This is a genomic window from Carboxydocella sp. JDF658 (assembly GCF_002049395.1).
Classification (GTDB): Bacteria; Bacillota.
The window spans coordinates 1-18,372 of record NZ_BDLR01000020.1 but is presented as its reverse complement, the minus strand read 5'-3'; the positions used below and the strand labels follow the sequence as shown (position 1 = coordinate 18,372).

Here is an 18,372-nt window from a genome sequence, read left to right as displayed (position 1 = left end):
GGCCCGGGGTAGTAAGACCGCCAGGCTGACAGCAATGGCACCGCTGCCTGTCCCCACATCGGCGATCCAGGGAGCAGGGTGGTCAGACAGATCGGCCACAATCCGTTCCACCAGCAGTTCCGTTTCCGGCCGGGGGATCAGCACCGCCGGCGTTACGCGAAATGCCAGGCCCATAAACTCCTTTTCCCCCAGAACATAGGCCAGCGGTCGGCGCTGGCAACGGGCAGCCACCAGCTCTGCCAGCGCCTGTCGCTGAACCGGGCTGAGCATCGTCTCCTCCCGGGTCCAGAGCTGGGCCCGGCTTAAACCCGTAATCCGCATCAAAAGCAGTTCGGCTTCCAGCCGGGCAGCCTCTACCCCTGCTGCTCGCAATTGCTTTACTGTATCCTGCAGCGCCTGCCCTAATTTTACCGTCATCCCCGGTCACCTTACTCCATATTCTTTAGTTTTTCCGTCTGGTCAGCTGTTATCAGGGCATCGATAATCTCCTGCAGTTCCCCGTCCAGCACCATATCCAGTTTGTGCAGGGTGAGGCCGATGCGATGGTCAGTCACCCGGCCCTGCGGGAAGTTATAGGTGCGGATGCGCTCGCTGCGATCGCCCGTTCCCACCTGGCTGCGGCGGTCATCAGCCAGTTTAGCCTGCTGTTCTTGCTGGGCGATTTCCAGCAAGCGAGCCCGCAAGACGCGCAGGGCTTTTTCCTTGTTTTTATGCTGGGATTTTTCATCCTGACAGCTGACCACCAGCCCCGTGGGGATGTGGGTAATGCGCACTGCCGACTGGGTAGTGTTTACCGACTGTCCCCCCGGACCGCTGGAACAAAACACATCTATCCTCAAGTCGTTGGGGTCGATGTGCACATCCACCTCTTCCGCCTCTGGCAAAACCGCCACGGTGGCAGTAGAAGTGTGGATGCGCCCCCCTGATTCCGTCACCGGTACCCTTTGCACCCGGTGTACTCCGGATTCATATTTCAACTGGCTATAGGCACCATGGCCTTCTACCAGGAAAATGACTTCCTTGAACCCGCGTAAATCCGACTCATTAGCCGACAGGATTTCCGTCCGCCAGCCCTGGCGTTCCGCATAGCGGGTGTACATGCGGAAAAGGTCTCCGGCAAAGAGAGCGGCCTCATCACCCCCGGCTCCAGCCCGGATTTCCATGATAACGTTTTTCTCATCATTGGGGTCTTTGGGCAGGAGCAGGATTTTGAGCCTCTGTTCCAGCTCGGGCAGCTTTTCTTCCAGCTCATCCAGCTCCATTTTGGCCAGTTCCATCATCTCCGGGTCCCCTTTTTCGGCCAGGATGGCCCTGGCCTCCTCAATCCCGGCTACCACTTTTTTATACTCCCGATAAACGGTAACAATTTCCGTCATAGCTGCATGGGCCCTGGCATGTTTTTGCCACTCACTCTGGTTGGCAATCACTTCCGGATCGGCAATCAGCCGTTCCAGTTCCAGGTATTTTTCTTCAATTGCTTGCAGTTTATCCAGCATGTTCTTCACCTCTTAATACGGCTTTTAAAGCATGGATAGCTACTTCCAGCTGACTGTCATCTGGTTCCCGTGTGGTCAGTCTCTGCAATCCCAGTCCTGGAGCCACCAGCCATTTTAGCCACCAGCGCTCCCCATAGCGGCCCGAAAGCTTGATAAACTCGTAGGAAATAGCTGCCACCAGGGGCATTAGCAAAATGCGGCTGCCTATCCTCCAGAACAGATTGGGTGGATGGCCCAGAAAGGCAAAGACAAAAATGCTCACCACCATTACCACCAGCAAAAAACTGGTGCCACAGCGGGGATGCAAAGGGGAAAAGCCCCGGGCATTTTCCACCGTCAATTCCAGCCCGGCTTCATAGGTGTGAATTACCTTATGCTCAGCCCCGTGATACTGAAAGACCCGCTGAATATCCTTCATCCGGGAGATCAGGCCAATATAGGCCAGAAAAATGGCAATCCTCAGTCCCCCTTCAGCAATATTCTGTCCCAGCGGGGTGGTTACCCATTTTTCCACCAGTTTCACTGCCCCTGCGGGGATGATGACAAACAGCAAAATCCCCAGTCCCAGTGCAAAAGCAATGGTCAGGACCAGCTCTTTCGTAGTCAGTTCTCCTTCTTCTTCCGGCATGGCTTTACTGGCCGACCAGGCCAGAGCCCGGGTCCCTACCACCAGGGCCTCCAGCAATGCCACCACACCCCTAAAGCCCGGCCATTTCAGCCAGGGCCATTTGGTCAGCCAGGAAGAGAGTTGCTGTTTTTCTACTTCAATAGTGCCATCGGGCAAACGGACTGCGATGGCCATTTCCTGCGGCCCTCGCATCATTACCCCTTCGATAACCGCCTGTCCACCGTATTGAAAACATTCTTTTTTAGACATAAACACACCGCCTTTGGTTCGGCAGAAATTTATGAAAAGAGCAGAGCCATAGGCTCTGCCTCTTTTCTGCTTATAGACCGTATTTTTTCTTGAACTTGTCTACCCGGCCACCGGTATCCACCAGACGCTGTTGCCCGGTGAAGAATGGATGGCAATTAGAACAAATTTCCACCCGCAAAACGGGTTTGGTTGAACCAGTAACAAAACTGGCACCACAGGCGCAAGTTACGGTTGTCTCCTGATATTTGGGATGGATATTTTCTTTCATCTCGATTCACCTCTTTCCTGGGAAGTCCAAAATTACACCTTTAAGATTATATCATAAGGCCCTGAGAGTGACAAGAGCTTTAGCGCAGAGGGCGGGAAAAATTGCCGAGGCTGACCCCGGGCAATTGCCGCCTTAGCTCCTTCAGAAAAGCCACCATCCCCATCCCCGGTTCTTGCACCCCGGTCAACTGACAATACATGTCTGGATCGATATTCAGATTGCGCAGCTGGATCAGCTTCACACCCGTGGATTTGACCAGTTCCACCAGTGCTTCCAGCTCTGCTCTCTGGTCACTGACCCCCGGGAAAACCAGATAATTGAGGGAAAGAAACACCCCCTGCCTGGCCGCCAGGCTCAGGGATACCCGCACATCCCTCAGGGTATAACCGGGCGGGCGATAATAGGCTTGATACCAATCGGGCTGAGCGCTGTTTAGACTTACCCGCAGGGAATCGATTCCTGCTTCCGCTATCAGCCTAATACCCTCGGTATATCCGGCATTGGTATTCATATTGATGGTCCCCTGGCTGGTTCGGGTTCTGATCTCTTTGATTGCCTCCGCAATCAGAGGAGCCGCCAAACTGGGCTCGCCTTCACAGCCCTGGCCGAAACTGACAATTGCTCCTTCCGCCTGTTGAAGATGGGGCAGGGCCACTTCCACAATTTCCTCTCTAGTGGGCGAAAAACCAATCCGCTCCTGCGGGGAGGGGCAACATTCTGCTGGCTGCAGGGAGATACAGCCTACACAGCGGGCATTACAGGCCGGGGAAACGGGAATTCCCCCTTCCCAGCGGCGGTAGAAAATATTCTGGGCTGTCAGACAGCCATAATCCAGGCTACAACGGGCCAACTGCCGGATAATACGGTTATGGGGCAGTTCCTTCCGGATGCGGGCCACCCGCTCCGCCAGGTCAGGGGTATTATAAAGCAGGGGATTCCACTTCCGGGGCCGGTCCGTTTTGCTGGCTGCTACCCAGTAACGGCCTTTGGCCCAGCCCACCGCCGTATAGCCCAGCAGCGGTAAAGGCTTGTCCCCTTCCACCCGCTGATAAGCCGGCAATAAGGTCCGGGTATAACCCTGAGGCAATAAGGCCGCTACCGCATAATAGCGCTCATAGACCCGAATTTTACCCAGGCGGTCCACCCCCACTGGACGACAGCCTGGCAACAGCGTCAGACTGGCCCCCGGTGGCAAGGGTATCATTTCTTCCGGGTGCGGCTCAGTAAAAAAGCGGCCACTGCGCCCGGCCATACCCCAGCCCGGGATATCCATAACCCGTCCCCTGGCATCCGCTACCAGCATCCTTATCCCCATTTGATCATCTCCACCAGTTCCTTATTGCAGCTGGACTTTTTCAGCCATTCCCGCATTTTTTCCACCACTTCTGCGGAAGGCACCCCGCTGGAAGTCCGGCGCAGGTTCCAGACAAACTCCAGCTCCTCCTTGCTCAGCAGCAGCTCTTCCTTGCGGGTTCCGGAGCGCTGGACATCAATGGCCGGGAAAATCCGGCGTTCCGCCAGTTTGCGATCCAGAATCAGCTCCATATTGCCTGTGCCTTTGAATTCCTCAAAAATCACATCATCCATACGGCTGCCCGTTTCCACCAGCGCCGTAGCCAGGATGGTGAGACTGCCTCCCTCCTCCAGGTTGCGGGCTGCCCCAAAAAAGCGTTTGGGTTTATGCAAAGCTGTGGGATCTACACCACCGGAAAGGGTACGGCCACTGGGCGGAACTACCACGTTATAGGCCCGGGCCAGCCGGGTAATGGAATCCAGCAAAATCACTACATCTTCTTTGTGTTCCACCAGCCGTTTCGCTCTTTCTAACACCATTTCTGCCACCTTGACATGATGTTCCGGCGGTTCATCAAAGGTGGAAGCCACCACTTCCCCTTTGACACTGCGCTCCATATCAGTGACTTCCTCCGGCCGCTCATCAATGAGTAACACCAGCAAATGCACTTCCGGATGATTGGCAGTAATGGCATTAGCGATTTCTTTCAGCAACGTAGTTTTCCCTGCCTTAGGAGGAGCCACGATCAATCCCCGCTGTCCCTTACCGATGGGGGCCAGCAGGTCAATCAGGCGTAAAGCCAGTTTATCGGAAGTGGTTTCTAAAGTCAGCCTCTCATCAGGGTATAAGGGTGTTAGGGCATCGAAAGGCAAGCGTTCCGGTGAGGATTCCGGCGGAAAGCCATTAACCGATTCTACCCGTAAAAGGGCAAAAAAGCGTTCATTTTCCTTGGGCGGCCGGACCTGGCCCGCCACCTGGTCACCGGTGCGCAAATCAAAACGGCGAATCTGTGATGGGGAGACATAGATATCATCGGAACTGGGGGTATAAGCGAAGGGACGCAAAAAACCGTAGCCATCAGGCAGGATATCCAGAATTCCCTGGGCGAACAGCAGCCCATCCTTTTCGGTACGGGCTTTCAAAATCTCAAAGACCAGCTCTTTTTTGCGCAGCTGCCGGTATCCGGGAATCTCCAGTTCCCGGGCCACCTTGTACAGCTCCTGCAGAGTCATGGCCTCCAACTCCTGCATATTCAGTTGCGTTGTCAAAATCTCAACCCTCCTGTTGATTTTCTGAATTATTATTTTCCCCGGATACCCCGGTTTTTAAACGGGCCAGTCTTTTCTCCATCCGATAGATCAGGGTGCGGTTAACCAGCAGGTAAACCAGCAAGAAACTGACTCCTGCATTAATAAAAGAACCCACCAGAAAAGGCCAACCCAGGCTTTTCAGGGTAGCCAGTGAGAAAAAATTGGCCAGAGAATGGGGGTCCATCCCCGGTTCAGCCACCGGTACCTGTACCTGCTGGGGATGAACAGTCCGGCCTTCTACAAACAGGCTGCCCACCAGTATATTGAGTGGAAAAAAAATAGTGAACACCGCCGGTTTTAAAGCCGCTGCCGTAATCACTGCCGCCAGGGTATTCCAGCGCGCCAGTTTGGCCACTATCCAGGCTACAAACAAACTGATAAATGGCAGGGGTAAAAAGTCCAGGGCCACCCCCAGCGCCACTCCCCTGGCGATTTTATCAGGTGCATCCTTGAGGCGTAAAATACGGAGATACTGATAACGAAAATAGCGGTTAATGCGCATCTGATACTTCCTTTCTCCTTGAATGCCGCAAACGGTTCAGACACCATGGCTGCAGACGGGCAAAAGTCCGCCAGACCACCAAAAAGAGAATCAGCCCCAGCAGCAAGCTGTTGACCAGCGCTCCCAGAAAAAAAGCTTTGCCTACCTGAACAAAGGCCTGCCATTCCATCTTGACCAGGCCTAGTAATTGCTGAGAAATAGCGGCTTGTTTTTCACCGAACAGAGAGTTGCCTACCAGTAAATCCAGATAAAAAAAGAAGGGAAAGAGAGGCTTGAACAGGAGATCTCCTAATAAACCGGCAAAAACATTCCCCCGGGCCAGCCGGGCTGCGGCCAGGGCGATGGGAACCCCTACCCCGAAGGTAGGATAAAAATTGACACAGGAGCCTACGGCAAATCCCAGTGCCACTTTTGCGGGCATGTCCTTAATGCGAAAAAAGAGCAATAAGAATAAGCGGATTCGCCGCCCCAGCCGCATTTTCTCCCCTCGCCCTCGTCAATCACTAACTTTCAGTATAACGGAAGAAGGGCATGGCGTCAACCAATGCGCCATGCCCTCTGTTTTAGTGGCCCAGATTATATTTAGGTTTCTTATCAAAGCGGTGTATGGCTTCAATAAACCGCACAGTTCCCGATTTACCTCGCATGACCAGGGTGTGGGTTTTGGCTCCAATAGCGGTAAAGGCAACTCCTTTCAGCAAACTGGAAGGGGTGATTCCGGTAGCAGCAAAGAAAATGTCATCCCCCTTCACCAGGTCATCCATGGTCAATATCTTTTTGGGATCGGTAATGCCCATGGCCTGGCAGCGAGTCCATTCGCTTTCATCCTCCGGAACCAGCCGCCCCTGCATTTCCCCACCCAGGCACTTGAGAGCAGCTGCAGTAATTACCCCTTCCGGCGCCCCACCGATGCCGATCATCAAATCCACGCCCGATTCCTCAAACGCTACCGCTACTCCCGGTGAGACATCCCCATCGGAAATCAGCATAATCCGGGCTCCTGCTTCCCGAATATCGGCAATCAGTTGATTGTGGCGGGGACGGTCCAGAATTACTACCGTCAGGTCGGAAAGCCGTTTGCCTTTGGCCGCAGCAATGGCTTTCAGGTTTTCCTGAACAGGGGCATCCAGATGGATTTTGCCTGCTGCTTCCGGTCCCACGGCAATTTTTTCCATGTACATATCAGGGGCATGCAGGAGACTGCCCCGGGGTGCCGCAGCCAGTACAGCGATGGCGCCATTTAACCCTTTGGCCACCAGATTGGTGCCTTCCAGCGGGTCGACGGCGATATCCAGTTCCGGGCCTTTGCCTGTCCCTACTTCCTCCCCGATATAGAGCATAGGGGCTTCATCCATTTCCCCTTCACCGATTACTACTGTCCCTTTAATATCCACCGTATCGAAAACAGCCCGCATTGCCTCAGTAGCAGCATCATCAGCTGCCATTTTATTGCCCCGTCCCATCCAGCGAGCCGAGGCCAGGGCTGCCGCCTCTGTCACCCGGGCAAATTCCAGCGCCAGTTTACGCCCCATAAAATATCACTCCTTTTATACTAAAACAGAATATAGTATAACACAATATATGCCAATATGTTATCCTATATGCTATTTCGCCATCTTTGCCCGAATTCCTGCTAGGGACAGAAAATCAATCCCCTGGCCCAGAGACAATCAGCACAGGAGGGGGTATTACCCCAGCAATCCTCCCGGTTATGCCAGACCATATCACAGCCATCCACCCATTCGCAATCAGGGCAGGAGGGGTAAAGGTTGAGATATTCCAGGAAACGGAATTTAACATATTCATCCTGCATCCAGATAGCCGCCAGGTCCTGCTTCAGGATATTGCCGAAGGTAACCGCCTCCAGATCTTTGGGACGGCCAAACACATACTCCTTCCCGCAATGGAGAAAACGGTAACAGGGAGCCACTTCCCCATCAAAGCGAATAACCACTTTCTTCTCATCCACAAAGCGGCAGGAACGATTGGTATTCAGGCCTACCTGGGGCAAAACCACCCTGATGCCATAGCGCATGGCCAGGGTAATCACTTCCCGACGCCAGTTCAGTAGTTCTTCCGTCGGATAAAGCTGATAAAAAACTTTCCCGGTTCGCTCTGCCGTTACCGGCAGCAGCTGACTGAGATAGAGAGTATTGATTTGCCAGCGGGGCAGGGCAGCCAGCAAAGCTGGAATCTCCCGATAATTTTCCCTGGTCACCACCATTTCCGCTGCCACCTGGGGCCACTGACTCCCCAGCTCCTGTTTAACCTTATGCAAAGCAGTCAGGTTGGCCCAGAGCGGGTCAGGACTCTCCCCGCGATTGCGGGCAAAAACCTCAGGGCTATAGCCATCAATGGAAACAACAATCTCATCTACCTGTTGTTCTACCAGAAAGCGCCCCAGTTTTTCCTCCAGCAAAAAACCATTGCTAGTAATGGTTAGTGACCAGCCTTCTCTTTTGATAGCAGTAACTATTTCCTTGAAATCGGGATGTAACAGAGGTTCACCGATTCCTCCCAGCACCACCCGCTTCAATTCCGGCAACCGCCGGGCTGCAGCCAGGGCCTGCTGCCAGGTTTCCCGGGCCATCATCCCGCCCGCTTGCTGCCAGCTGTGCCGATAACAATTCTGGCAGTTAAGATTACAAGCAGTGGTCAGCTCCAGATACAGTTCCCGTATATCCGGTTTTTTGTTGATAACAATCTGGTAATCCAGATAATCCAGTTTGGCCATATCCCTTCCCCCCTTTTTTAGTGAAAAAGGCCTCTTCCCCGCGGGGAAGGGCCTTATTTTACTTGCCTGCTACCTTTTGCCAGTCGGCCAGGAACTTCTGAATCCCGATGTCAGTCAATGGATGCTTCAGCATTTGTTGCAATACCCCGTATGGGATGGTGGCAATATGGGCACCCGCTTTGGCTGCCTCAACTACATGCATTGGATGACGGATGGAAGCAGCGATGATTTCCGTTTCCAGTCCGTGCAAGTCGAAAATGGCAGCGATATCGGCAATCAGCTGGATACCATCATGGCTGATATCATCCAGGCGCCCGACAAAGGGGCTGACATAAGTGGCCCCCGCCAGGGCAGCCAGCAAGGCCTGGCTGGCGGAAAAAATCAGAGTGACATTGGTGCGAATCCCTTCTTTAGCCAGCACCTTAACCGCTTTCAAACCTTCGCCGGTCATGGGGATTTTGATCACGATATTGGGATGAATAGCTGCCAGCTGCCGGGCTTCAACCAGCATCCCTTCCGCTTCAGTGCTGATTACCTCGGCACTGATGGGCCCATCCACAATAGCGCAGATTTCCCGTACTACCTCTTCGAAATTTCGTCCTTCTCTGGCAATCAAGGACGGGTTAGTGGTAACTCCGGCAATGACTCCTAAATCGTTAGCTGCTTTAATTTCTTCGATATTGGCTGTATCAATAAACAATCTCATGCTTTACCACTGCTCCCGAATACCCGTATTTTTTCCCGGATTACTTCAATAGCCGCTTCCCTGGCCGGAGTCAGCACCTTGCGCGGATCAATTTCCTTTTCATCCCGAGCCAGCACTTCCCGCATGGCGGCGACGAAGGCTTCCCGGATATTGGTGTCAATATTTACCTTGCGCACCCCCAGACGGATGGCTTCCTGGATGGCTTCATCAGGTACACCGGAAGAACCATGCAAAACGATGGGAACATTCACCAGGGAGCGAATTTTCTTCAACCGCTCAAAATCCAGCTTGGGCACTCCCTTGTACTGACCATGGGCAGTACCGATAGCCACAGCCAGAGCATCTACGCCGGTGCGCTCTACAAAAATGCGGGCTTCTTCCGGGTCGGTGAACAAAGCCTCTTTTTCATCTACAGAGATATCATCCTCAGTACCACCGATTTTACCCAGTTCCGCTTCTACGGAAACACCTACTGCATGGGCCACGTCAATAACTTTTTTGGTAAGAGCAATATTTTCTTCCAGGGGTAATTTGGAACCATCGATCATGACGGACGAAAAGCCCGCCCGGATGCATTTCATCACCTGTTCGAAGCTGGTGCCATGGTCCAGATGCAGGGCCACCGGCACAGTAGCTTTTTCCGCTGCTGTTTTGGCCATTGCCACTATGTAATCCAATCCAGCATATTTGATGGCTCCCTGACTGGCCTGCATGATAACCGGAGCCTTTTCCGCTTCAGCTGCAGCGATGATCGCCTGGACAATTTCCATGTTGTTGCAGTTAAAGGCACCGACGGCATATCCGCCAGCTTCTGCCTCTTTCAGTAGTTCGGTAATAGGTACCAGTGCCATACGGATAACCTCCTTAATATTTTTAAATAGGCTGAAAAAGGAAAATACTAAACTTGTCCCTGCAAGTTTAGTATATGACCAGCCCAAACTCTTCTATGCTTATTTTTTGGTTTGTCCCTGGGGATAGGGAGAAAACAGCGGCGGTTCAATAATTGACAGGCTGCCGGCAGTCAATTCTACTTCCTTTAGGCTTTTGATAGCAGCTAATTCCTGTTCATTCTCCACATAAACTACCCCTACCGCATCACAATCCCGGCAATGCAGTTCTATTCGGTCAGGCAGAAGATCCATGCCGATATGGGGATTGCCACAACTGCAATAAACCGCCCCATCTACCGCCAGGTCCTGCAGATAACTGACCGCCTGTAACATCACTTCCGGGGCCCGAAAATAGTCGGCATCCTCTATCTCCTGCAGCAATTTCAGCAACTCGGCCTCGTGGTTTTTCACCAGGCGGGCTACCTGCTCTTTCGGGCCCAGGTGCCCCAGATCCAGTTTGCTGTCAGCACAGATCAGGTTCAGCACCTTCTTGCCCCATACCTGTTTGCGGTGGAACTGGTAGAGATGTTTGGCATCACAGAGGACACAATCCACCTGCAAATAAACTTCCTGTCCTTTTTTCATCTTAAAAGTTGCTACCCGTGCTCCGCAGGAACAGAAAATTTCCAGGCTCTGACCCTTATTCAGTTGAAAAAGCGACAAACTATGCAGTTCCAGCCGTCCACAGGCAGGACACCTGATCGCAACACTGGCCTGGGTTGTAATGACCATTGCTTTTACACCTCACTCGAAATTGAGTATTCGCCATCAACCCCCAAAATCCTGCTACGTTTTTGGTCCCACCCATAAAAATTTTGTCCCACTATCACAGGTATCTGGTTATGATCTGGCGCAACTCGTTGATATCAAAAGGTTTGGTCAAATACTCATCAATGCCTATTTTAGGCACCTGGGACATCACATCTAGCTCCCCGTATGCCGTCATTAAGATAATTCGACATTTTTCGCGTTTATCCTGCAATGCTTCTAAAACTTCCAAACCATTCATCCCCGGCATTTTCAAGTCAATCAACATGATGTCTGGCTGAAAACTAAGAAATTTTTCAATCGCTTCCTGGCCGCTAGCTGCCATTTCCAGCTGACTGGTTAAATCCTTGAGCGCTTCTCGCATTAACATGCGAATTCCTACCTGGTCATCCACAATTAAAATTTTCTTTTCTGCCAAATTTAGTCCCCCCAATCTCACTAACTTAATTCCATATTCTGCACAAAAACAACTTTTCCTGCCAAAAAGGCAGGAATTTTATAAACAATCATATATTATGCTGGACAAACAAAAACCGCAGTTCGCACTGCGGTTGAGGTAAAGTCTTTTTCATAGAGAATTGAAAAAATCGCCAAAATGCTGAACAGCTATCCCAATACCTGCCCCGATTAAAATCAGGAACGCCAGGAAAATCAACAGAGGCGAAAATACAACCAACAAGGTGCGACCACTGCTGAGTTCGCTGATTTCCCGCATAGCCCAGTAGGGAAGGATCAGGGAACTGTAAATATATACAATCAGTGCCCCTAACCCCAGCAACAATTGATTGAGCACCCCTATTGCCACCAGCGCCTGCAGGGGGATCATTACTACTTGCACCGTTTGGGCCAATGCAAGTGCTGAAAACAGCGCCAGAGCAGAGCGGGGTATTCCCCCTAACATCTCCGCCAGTACCTGAAAATACCCCGCTTGCATTACTAACCAGACCAGGGAAAACAACGCCCCTGCAATGATCATCAAAATCTGCATGGAAGGCAGGCGAAAAAACTCCTGAACGAGGGCCAGCTCCTCTGCCCCTTGAGGAACATTCTTCAATTCCCCCGGTAAAACCACATAAACCTGAGTAACCAGATTCAGGACCGCAACTATGATTACAGCCAGAAATGCCGCACCCGGCCGGGGCTGTTCCGCCAGAGAGCGAAAAAGACGCCGGGGCTGCACAAATACACCATAAATTAAATCCAGAAAACCCACGCTATTCTCCCCCTTTGATTCCACTCAACAGCTTCTTAAGAGCGGCTTCTTCCGCAGGAGACAGGCGCAAAGGCCCGCTCAGTCCGACAGTTTCAGTGCTGCCGAAGATCTTGCGCCAGGGGGAAGGTTTACCCAGTTCTACCAGTTCTGCTTCTTCATCCAGATGGGCCAACTCCCTGGTTTTTTCCACTGCGGTATAGAAGTTGCCCAGTTCATCTACCAGCCCGGCCTCTTTGGCCTGGCGGCCGGTGAAAATCCGGCCATCAGCCAGGGCCTTGACCTTTTCCCGGGGCAATTTGCGCCCTTCAGCCACTACATCCACAAACTGTTCATAGATGTCATTGACCATGCCCTGCAGCAAAGCCTTTTCCGCCGGAGTCATAGGCCGGGCTTCACTGCCAATATCCTTCAACGGCCCGGATTTGATGGTATTATCGGTAATGCCCAGCTTGTCATACAGGCCTTTTAGTTCCTGAAACCGCATAATCACACCGATACTGCCGGTCATTGTAGCGGGATTAGCCACAATATAATCGGTTTTGGCAGCCAGCCAGTAACCGCCAGAAGCCGCCACATCCCCCATGGAAGTGACTATCACCTTACCGGCTTCCCGCAGGCGGTCGATTTCTTCGCCTACCTCCTGGGAAGCAGCTGCACTGCCTCCCGGGCTGTTTATGCGCAGGATTACCGCCTTGATGCTATCATCTTCCCGGGCCTCCCTTAGTTGCTCCATCAAATCATCACCAGCAGCTACCGCCTGGCCAAAGATTCCATCCTCTGAGCGACCGCCTACAATGGGCCCTTCGACATATATAATTCCGATTTTATCCCCGCCTTTAGGGAGTGCAGCCTTTTTCTTTCCTTCTCCTCCCAAACCATTTTGTTTAATGGCCAGCAGTACCGGGATTACGATCACAGCGAGCAACACAAGGACTATGAGCCTTTTTTTCATGCTGTTCCCACCCTTCTCCTTACAGCTTATGGCGGGCTTTGCTGGCTTATGCCCTATTCAGAGCTGCACCGACAAAATCCCGGAACAGGGGATGGGGCCGGTTAGGCCGGGACTTGAATTCAGGGTGAAACTGGGTAGCCACAAACCAGGGGTGATCCGGCAATTCCACAATTTCTACCAGCCGCCCATCCGGACTGGTACCGGAAATCACCAGGCCCAGCTCAGTTAGCTGTTCCCTGAACTCGTTATTGAATTCAAAACGATGGCGATGGCGTTCATAAATCAGCTCTTCCCCGTAGGCCGTATAAGCCCTGCTGTCACTGGCGAGCTTGCAGGGATAGATGCCCAATCGCATGGTTCCTCCCATTTCCTCGATATCCTTCTGTTCCGGCAGCAGGTCGATAACAGGATAGGGAGTGTCACCAAACTCGGAACTGTTAGCTCCCTTCAATCCGGCTACATTACGGGCAAACTCGATCACAGCGCATTGCATACCCAGACAAATACCAAGGAAAGGAATCCCTTTCTCCCGGGCATAATTGATGGCCCGGATTTTGCCTTCAATTCCCCGATCCCCAAAACCACCGGGTACCAGGATACCATCAGCTTCAGCCAGCAACTCGGCCGGATCCCGGCGTTCCATTTCCTCGGCACTGACCCAGAGGATATTAACAGCAGCTTCGTGATAAATACCGCCATGGCGCAGGGCCTCAGCCACACTCATGTAGGCATCCGGCAGCTCCACATATTTACCGACGACAGCGATATTGACAAAGGCGCGGGGATTCTTGACCTTTTCCACGATTTCTTCCCATTCCCGCAAATCCGCTTCCCCGCAGGTTAAGCCCAGTTTTTCGATCACGATATCATCCAGGCCCTCTTTTTTCAGCATCAGCGGCACTTCATATATGGAGGAAGCATCTACTGCCTGAATCACTGCTTCAGGATCGATGTCACAGAACAGGGCCAGTTTTTCTTCCATCTCCCGGGACAAAGGCCGTTCGGTCCGGCAAACGATAACATCCGGCTTTATCCCGATACTGCGCAGCTCCTTGACACTGTGCTGGGTGGGCTTGGTTTTCAGCTCACCAGCAGCTTTAATATAAGGTACAAGGGTAACATGAATGTAAAGGACATTTTCCTTACCGATATCCCCTTTAATCTGCCGGATGGCCTCTAGAAAAGGCAGGGACTCGATGTCACCGACAGTACCACCGATTTCTGTAATCACTACATCAGGATTGGACTCCCTGGCTACCCTGTAAATCCGGTCCTTGATTTCATTGGTGATATGGGGAATAACCTGTACTGTTCCGCCCAGATAGTCCCCTTTCCGTTCCTTGCTGATTACCGACCAGTAGATTTTGCCGGTGGTCACATTGGAGTTTTTGGTAACACTGATGTCGACAAAGCGCTCATAATGCCCCAGGTCCAGGTCTGTCTCCGCTCCGTCATCGGTAACAAAGACTTCACCGTGCTGGTAGGGGCTCATGGTGCCGGGATCCACGTTGATGTAGGGATCAAACTTCTGGATAGCCACCTTCAGGCCTCTGCTTTTCAGGAGCCGACCTAAAGAGGCCGCAGTGATCCCTTTTCCCAGTGATGAAACTACTCCGCCCGTCACAAAGATGTACTTGGTCATTATAATTTTGCCCCCTCACAAAAAGAACAAATCAGCCGTGTACCAGCTGATTTGTTTTTTTTCCATACTGTACTATTTTAGCTTGTGGCGTCGATAATTGTCAAGTTAGATATCCCAGCTGTCATCAGGGGTGGTCCTGGTACCTACCAGTTCCCGTATGCTCCACAGCCCTTCACCCAGGTGAACAAATCTCTGGTCCAGGTTGATTTCCGTATAGGCACTGGCCATCAGCTGGGGCAAACTGCCCTTGAGCTGGCCTTCATTTTTTTGCTGTTCAGCCACTACCTGTTCCAGCAATTGCCGTACCGGTAAGGGTCTTTGTGCCTCCCTGAGGATGCGATAAGCCAATTCGGCATAGGAGTATTTTGCCACTGCTCCCAACTCCTCTCCCGCTTTCGGGGATATTGTTTGATACAATATTCGCCGTTTGTCAACGATTTCCTGCTGCTCTCACCAAAAAAACAAAAGCGCCAACCAGCAGGTCAGCGCAAGTTTTGCGAAACAATATAGCCCAGAAAGATGCCGACTATGCCCATAATCCCCGTCAAACTAGCGGGAGCTGGAATGGGCAGTTTCATGAAACCAAAAACCAGGCCTACGATGGCGCCGGACAAAGTGGCCATCAGCAGTTCTTTCATCGGTCATCCTCCTTTCCGCCGTTTCAGCCCCTCACACCCAACCGCCTCCTTTAATAGAAGGCAATTCTTATTATACGGAAAGGTCAGACCTTTGACAAGTGCTTTTTACATCCGTTCCGGAGCAGTTACTCCCAGCAGCCGCAAAGTATTGGCCAGAGCGATCTGAGTAGCCTTCACCAGTAAGACCCGGGCCTGATAGATTTTCTCTTCCTCCCCGATCACCCGGCAATGATTATAGAAACTGTGGAAAGCCGCTGCCAGCTCGTGGGCATAACGGGCAATCCGGTGGGGTTCCAGGTTAATAGCCGCATAAGCAATCTCATCCGGCAGTTCCGCCAGTTTTTTGAGCAGATCCTGCTCTTCCGGTTGTTGCAGGCAGGCAAAATCCGCTTTTTCCACTGCCGGCAAGCTCAGCCCCTTCTCCTCGACCTGGCGCAGAATACTGCAGATACGGGCATGGGCATACTGGACATAATAGACCGGGTTTTCACTGGATTGAGTCCTGGCCAGGTCCAGGTCGAAATCCAGGTGGCTATCCGCACTGCGCATGATGAAGAAGTAACGGGCGGCATCTACCCCTACCTCTTCAATCAAATCCTCCAGGGTTACAAACTCCCCGGAACGCTTGGACATGCGGACAATTTCGCCGCCTTTGAAAAGGCGCACCAGCTGCATGATCACCACATCCAGCTTGTCCGGATCATAACCTAAAGCCGCCATAGCCCCTTTCATCCGGGCTACATGGCCGTGGTGATCAGCCCCCCAGATATTGATTACCCGTTCAAACCCGCGGTCAAACTTGTTCTTATGGTAAGCGATATCGGCCGCGAAGTAAGTAGGTACTCCATTTTTGCGAACCACTACTTCATCCTTGTCATCTCCGAAAGCGGTTGCCTTAAACCAGAGAGCCCCGTCTTCTTCGTAAATATAGCCTTTCTGCCGCAGTTCCTCGATGACATTGGTCACCGCCCCGGAGTCATGAAGGGATTGCTCACTGAACCAGACATCATAGTGAACGCCAAAGCGCTCCAGGACAGTTTTGATCGCCCCCAGTTTTTCCTTGAGGCCAAACTGGATAAAATAAGCCCGGCGCTCAGCAGGAGCAACTGTCAGCCATTTGTCCCCTTCCTGATCGATCAGTTTCTGCATAGTCTCGATAATATCCCGACCATGGTAGCCCTCTTCCGGAAATTCTACATCCTGGCCCAGTAATTGCAAATAACGGGCTTCCAGGGATTTGCCGAAATTTTCGATCTGGTTACCGGCATCATTGATATAAAACTCCCGGGTCACAGCATGACCGGAAAAATCCAGTAAAGCCGCAATGGTATCTCCTAAAGCCGCCCCCCGGGCATTGCCCATATGCAACAAACCGGTAGGGTTAGCGGAAACAAACTCCACCTGAACCTTTTTGCCACCACCGACCTGAGTGCGCCCGTAATCTGCCCCTTTGTTCAGCACTAGAGGTACCACCTGTTGCAGCCAGCGAGGATTTAAGCGGAAATTGATAAAACCCGGTCCCGCTACTTCAATAGCAGTAACTGTCTCCCCCAGTTTTGCTTGCAGGTAAGGCAGCAAGGTTTCGGCAATCTGCCGGGGCGCTTTTCTGGCCTGACGGGTTAGTAACATAGCGATATTAGTAGCAAAATCACCGTGAGCTTTTTCCCGCGGTATCTCCAGCACAAATTCGGGTATACTTTCAAGGGTCAGCTCTCCCCGCTCACGGCTCTCTTCCACCGCATAAAGGATGGCTTCATTCAACTGTTGGCGCAAGCTGGCAATCAAATTATCCATACACTGTTCCTCCTACCCACTCATTCTGCCTGGAAATTTATTTCCAACCAGTGGATGCCTATGTATTCTCCTGCCAAAAAAAGTTCATACTTTAGCTTAATATTTCCACCGGTCTCTGTCAAGTTTACCTCTGTCTGAATCGTTCTGGTTTCCAGGGCCAACTGTCCGTAGGGAGTGCGATAATTCCCCCGGCAATGTCTCCCCCGGCAAAAGCTCTGTTCCATTTCCACAGCTCCCCGGCGGCGAACTGTCAATTCCTCCCCATCCACCGTGATTTCCGTCCGGGTATCCAGCCCTGTTTCCGCCGGTTCCTGATAGAACAGGCGATACTGGTTGTTTTCCCTCAGATAATAGCCAGTGGTTTCCCACTCTCCCCCGCTATATTCTCCCCCTTTTTCCTGCTGATAACTGCGCAGCTGAATTTTCACCGTTAACACCCTGATCACCTCACCCGAGCTAAAAAAAATACCAGGTATCATTGTTTATGATACCCGGTTTCAAGGGGGACTGAAAAGATGTTATGCATAACCACTAACATAATAGCAAAACTTTTTGAATTTGCCAAGTCCTTTTTCGACATTAATCGACATTTTTCGCGAAACCCAGTTGAAAGGCTGTTAAATTGCTTTCCAGGAAACGGGCTGGAACTCTCGCTTGAATGGCTGCTTCCCAGTCAGCCAGAGCCCAGGGCAACCGGGCTGCCAGGGCCCCCAGCAAAACCAGGTTGGCACCCCTGGGGTTACCAGCCTGGCCGGCCAGTTCCTCGGCCGCTATTACCTGCACCTGCCCATAGGCTGCCAGTTTCCCGGTAACTTCTTGCGGATACGGGGCCGCCCCGATTACCACCGGTAGCGGGGGAATTTGCCGTTGATTGACAATGATTATTCCACCGGGCCGCAAATAATGAGCATAGCGCAGGGCCTCCAGTTCCTCAAAGGCTACTATGATATCGGCTTCCCCGCTTTCCACCAGGGGTGAAAAAACTTTTTCCCCTACCCGAACATGAGTGATCACACTTCCCCCCCGCTGAGCCATGCCGTGGATTTCCGACATCTTTACATCCAGCCCCTGGGCCAGGGCCGCCGCTGCCAGAACTTTGGCTGCTAGAATGGTTCCCTGACCACCTACTCCTACCAGCAATATATTCAGTATATCTGCCATTATGCCTCGCCCCCCTTGCTGCTGATGGCCTCCACCGGACATACCCGGGCACAGAGTTCACAGCCATTACATAAAGCCTGATCGATCACCGGCTTGTCCTCTCCCTTGCTAATGGCGGGGCAACCCC

At 52.1% G+C, this 18,372-nt stretch carries 23 protein-coding genes; all 23 read right to left on the bottom strand.

Going from position 1 to position 18,372, the window contains the following annotated elements:
- Positions 1-417 (bottom strand): HemK/PrmC family methyltransferase (locus JDF658_RS03705; protein ID WP_143311942.1); only part of this gene is annotated, 417 nt, incomplete at its 3' end.
- Positions 418-428: 11 nt separating this feature from the next.
- The gene (gene prfA / locus JDF658_RS03700; protein WP_079906501.1) at positions 429-1,496 is read right to left on the bottom strand and encodes a peptide chain release factor 1; all 1,068 of its coding nucleotides are present in this window, start codon (positions 1,494-1,496) and stop codon (positions 429-431) included.
- Positions 1,486-2,373, bottom strand: coding sequence for a DUF1385 domain-containing protein (locus JDF658_RS03695; RefSeq protein ID WP_079906500.1), 888 nt, complete (start codon positions 2,371-2,373; stop codon positions 1,486-1,488). The genes prfA and JDF658_RS03695 overlap by 11 nt, the downstream gene beginning before the upstream one ends.
- Positions 2,374-2,443: 70 nt before the next feature.
- Positions 2,444-2,641, bottom strand: a complete 198-nt coding sequence (gene rpmE, locus JDF658_RS03690) for a 50S ribosomal protein L31 (RefSeq protein WP_078666140.1) — start codon at positions 2,639-2,641, stop codon at positions 2,444-2,446.
- A gap of 79 nt (positions 2,642-2,720) precedes the next feature.
- The gene (locus JDF658_RS03685) at positions 2,721-3,956 is read right to left on the bottom strand and encodes a radical SAM protein (RefSeq protein ID WP_079906499.1); all 1,236 of its coding nucleotides are present in this window, start codon (positions 3,954-3,956) and stop codon (positions 2,721-2,723) included.
- Positions 3,947-5,185, bottom strand: a complete 1,239-nt coding sequence (gene rho, locus JDF658_RS03680) for a transcription termination factor Rho (RefSeq protein ID WP_174183007.1) — start codon at positions 5,183-5,185, stop codon at positions 3,947-3,949. Before rho ends, JDF658_RS03685 begins: the two co-directional genes overlap by 10 nt.
- A gap of 22 nt (positions 5,186-5,207) precedes the next feature.
- On the bottom strand, positions 5,208-5,747 hold the full coding sequence (locus tag JDF658_RS03675; RefSeq protein WP_078666143.1) for a DUF2062 domain-containing protein: 540 nt from the start codon (positions 5,745-5,747) through the stop codon (positions 5,208-5,210).
- Positions 5,737-6,225 (bottom strand): DUF2062 domain-containing protein, encoded by a 489-nt coding sequence (locus JDF658_RS03670; RefSeq protein ID WP_078666144.1) that lies wholly within the window; start codon positions 6,223-6,225, stop codon positions 5,737-5,739. Before JDF658_RS03670 ends, JDF658_RS03675 begins: the two co-directional genes overlap by 11 nt.
- Positions 6,226-6,310: 85 nt before the next feature.
- Positions 6,311-7,279: a class II fructose-bisphosphatase gene (gene glpX / locus JDF658_RS03665; protein ID WP_078666145.1), complete on the bottom strand. Its 969-nt coding sequence runs from the start codon at positions 7,277-7,279 to the stop codon at positions 6,311-6,313.
- A gap of 101 nt (positions 7,280-7,380) precedes the next feature.
- A complete protein-coding gene (locus tag JDF658_RS03660; RefSeq protein WP_079906498.1) occupies positions 7,381-8,481 on the bottom strand; it encodes a tungsten cofactor oxidoreductase radical SAM maturase in 1,101 nt (366 codons plus the stop codon).
- Positions 8,482-8,539: 58 nt separating this feature from the next.
- Positions 8,540-9,187, bottom strand: a complete 648-nt coding sequence (gene fsa, locus JDF658_RS03655) for a fructose-6-phosphate aldolase (protein ID WP_078665375.1) — start codon at positions 9,185-9,187, stop codon at positions 8,540-8,542.
- Positions 9,184-10,038, bottom strand: coding sequence for a class II fructose-1,6-bisphosphate aldolase (locus tag JDF658_RS03650; protein ID WP_079906497.1), 855 nt, complete (start codon positions 10,036-10,038; stop codon positions 9,184-9,186). Before JDF658_RS03650 ends, fsa begins: the two co-directional genes overlap by 4 nt.
- A 99-nt stretch (positions 10,039-10,137) precedes the next feature.
- A complete protein-coding gene (locus tag JDF658_RS03645) occupies positions 10,138-10,809 on the bottom strand; it encodes a hypothetical protein (protein ID WP_078665377.1) in 672 nt (223 codons plus the stop codon).
- Positions 10,810-10,903: 94 nt separating this feature from the next.
- On the bottom strand, positions 10,904-11,263 hold the full coding sequence (locus JDF658_RS03640) for a response regulator (RefSeq protein ID WP_078665378.1): 360 nt from the start codon (positions 11,261-11,263) through the stop codon (positions 10,904-10,906).
- A 150-nt stretch (positions 11,264-11,413) separates the two neighbouring features.
- A complete protein-coding gene (locus tag JDF658_RS03635) occupies positions 11,414-12,058 on the bottom strand; it encodes a YIP1 family protein (RefSeq protein WP_159446549.1) in 645 nt (214 codons plus the stop codon).
- A gap of 1 nt (position 12,059) precedes the next feature.
- Positions 12,060-13,010, bottom strand: a complete 951-nt coding sequence (gene sppA, locus JDF658_RS03630) for a signal peptide peptidase SppA (protein ID WP_079906495.1) — start codon at positions 13,008-13,010, stop codon at positions 12,060-12,062.
- A 46-nt stretch (positions 13,011-13,056) separates the two neighbouring features.
- On the bottom strand, positions 13,057-14,652 hold the full coding sequence (locus tag JDF658_RS03625) for a CTP synthase (protein WP_078665381.1): 1,596 nt from the start codon (positions 14,650-14,652) through the stop codon (positions 13,057-13,059).
- A 105-nt stretch (positions 14,653-14,757) separates the two neighbouring features.
- Positions 14,758-15,024 carry a DNA-directed RNA polymerase subunit delta gene (gene rpoE, locus JDF658_RS03620; RefSeq protein ID WP_159071782.1) on the bottom strand — a complete coding sequence of 89 codons (267 nt, stop codon included), beginning with the start codon at positions 15,022-15,024 and terminating at the stop codon, positions 14,758-14,760.
- A 110-nt stretch (positions 15,025-15,134) separates the two neighbouring features.
- Positions 15,135-15,290, bottom strand: a complete 156-nt coding sequence (locus tag JDF658_RS03615) for a XapX domain-containing protein (protein WP_078665383.1) — start codon at positions 15,288-15,290, stop codon at positions 15,135-15,137.
- A gap of 105 nt (positions 15,291-15,395) precedes the next feature.
- Positions 15,396-17,084, bottom strand: a complete 1,689-nt coding sequence (gene argS, locus JDF658_RS03610; protein WP_079906494.1) for an arginine--tRNA ligase — start codon at positions 17,082-17,084, stop codon at positions 15,396-15,398.
- A 20-nt stretch (positions 17,085-17,104) separates the two neighbouring features.
- Positions 17,105-17,521 carry a DUF1934 domain-containing protein gene (locus JDF658_RS03605; protein WP_159071781.1) on the bottom strand — a complete coding sequence of 139 codons (417 nt, stop codon included), beginning with the start codon at positions 17,519-17,521 and terminating at the stop codon, positions 17,105-17,107.
- 142 nt (positions 17,522-17,663) lie between these two features.
- Positions 17,664-18,245, bottom strand: a complete 582-nt coding sequence (locus tag JDF658_RS03600; protein WP_078665386.1) for an indolepyruvate oxidoreductase subunit beta — start codon at positions 18,243-18,245, stop codon at positions 17,664-17,666.
- Positions 18,245-18,358 (bottom strand): 4Fe-4S binding protein, encoded by a 114-nt coding sequence (locus tag JDF658_RS03595; RefSeq protein ID WP_079906502.1) that lies wholly within the window; start codon positions 18,356-18,358, stop codon positions 18,245-18,247. The genes JDF658_RS03600 and JDF658_RS03595 overlap by 1 nt, the downstream gene beginning before the upstream one ends.
- Positions 18,359-18,372: the final 14 nt, after the last annotated feature.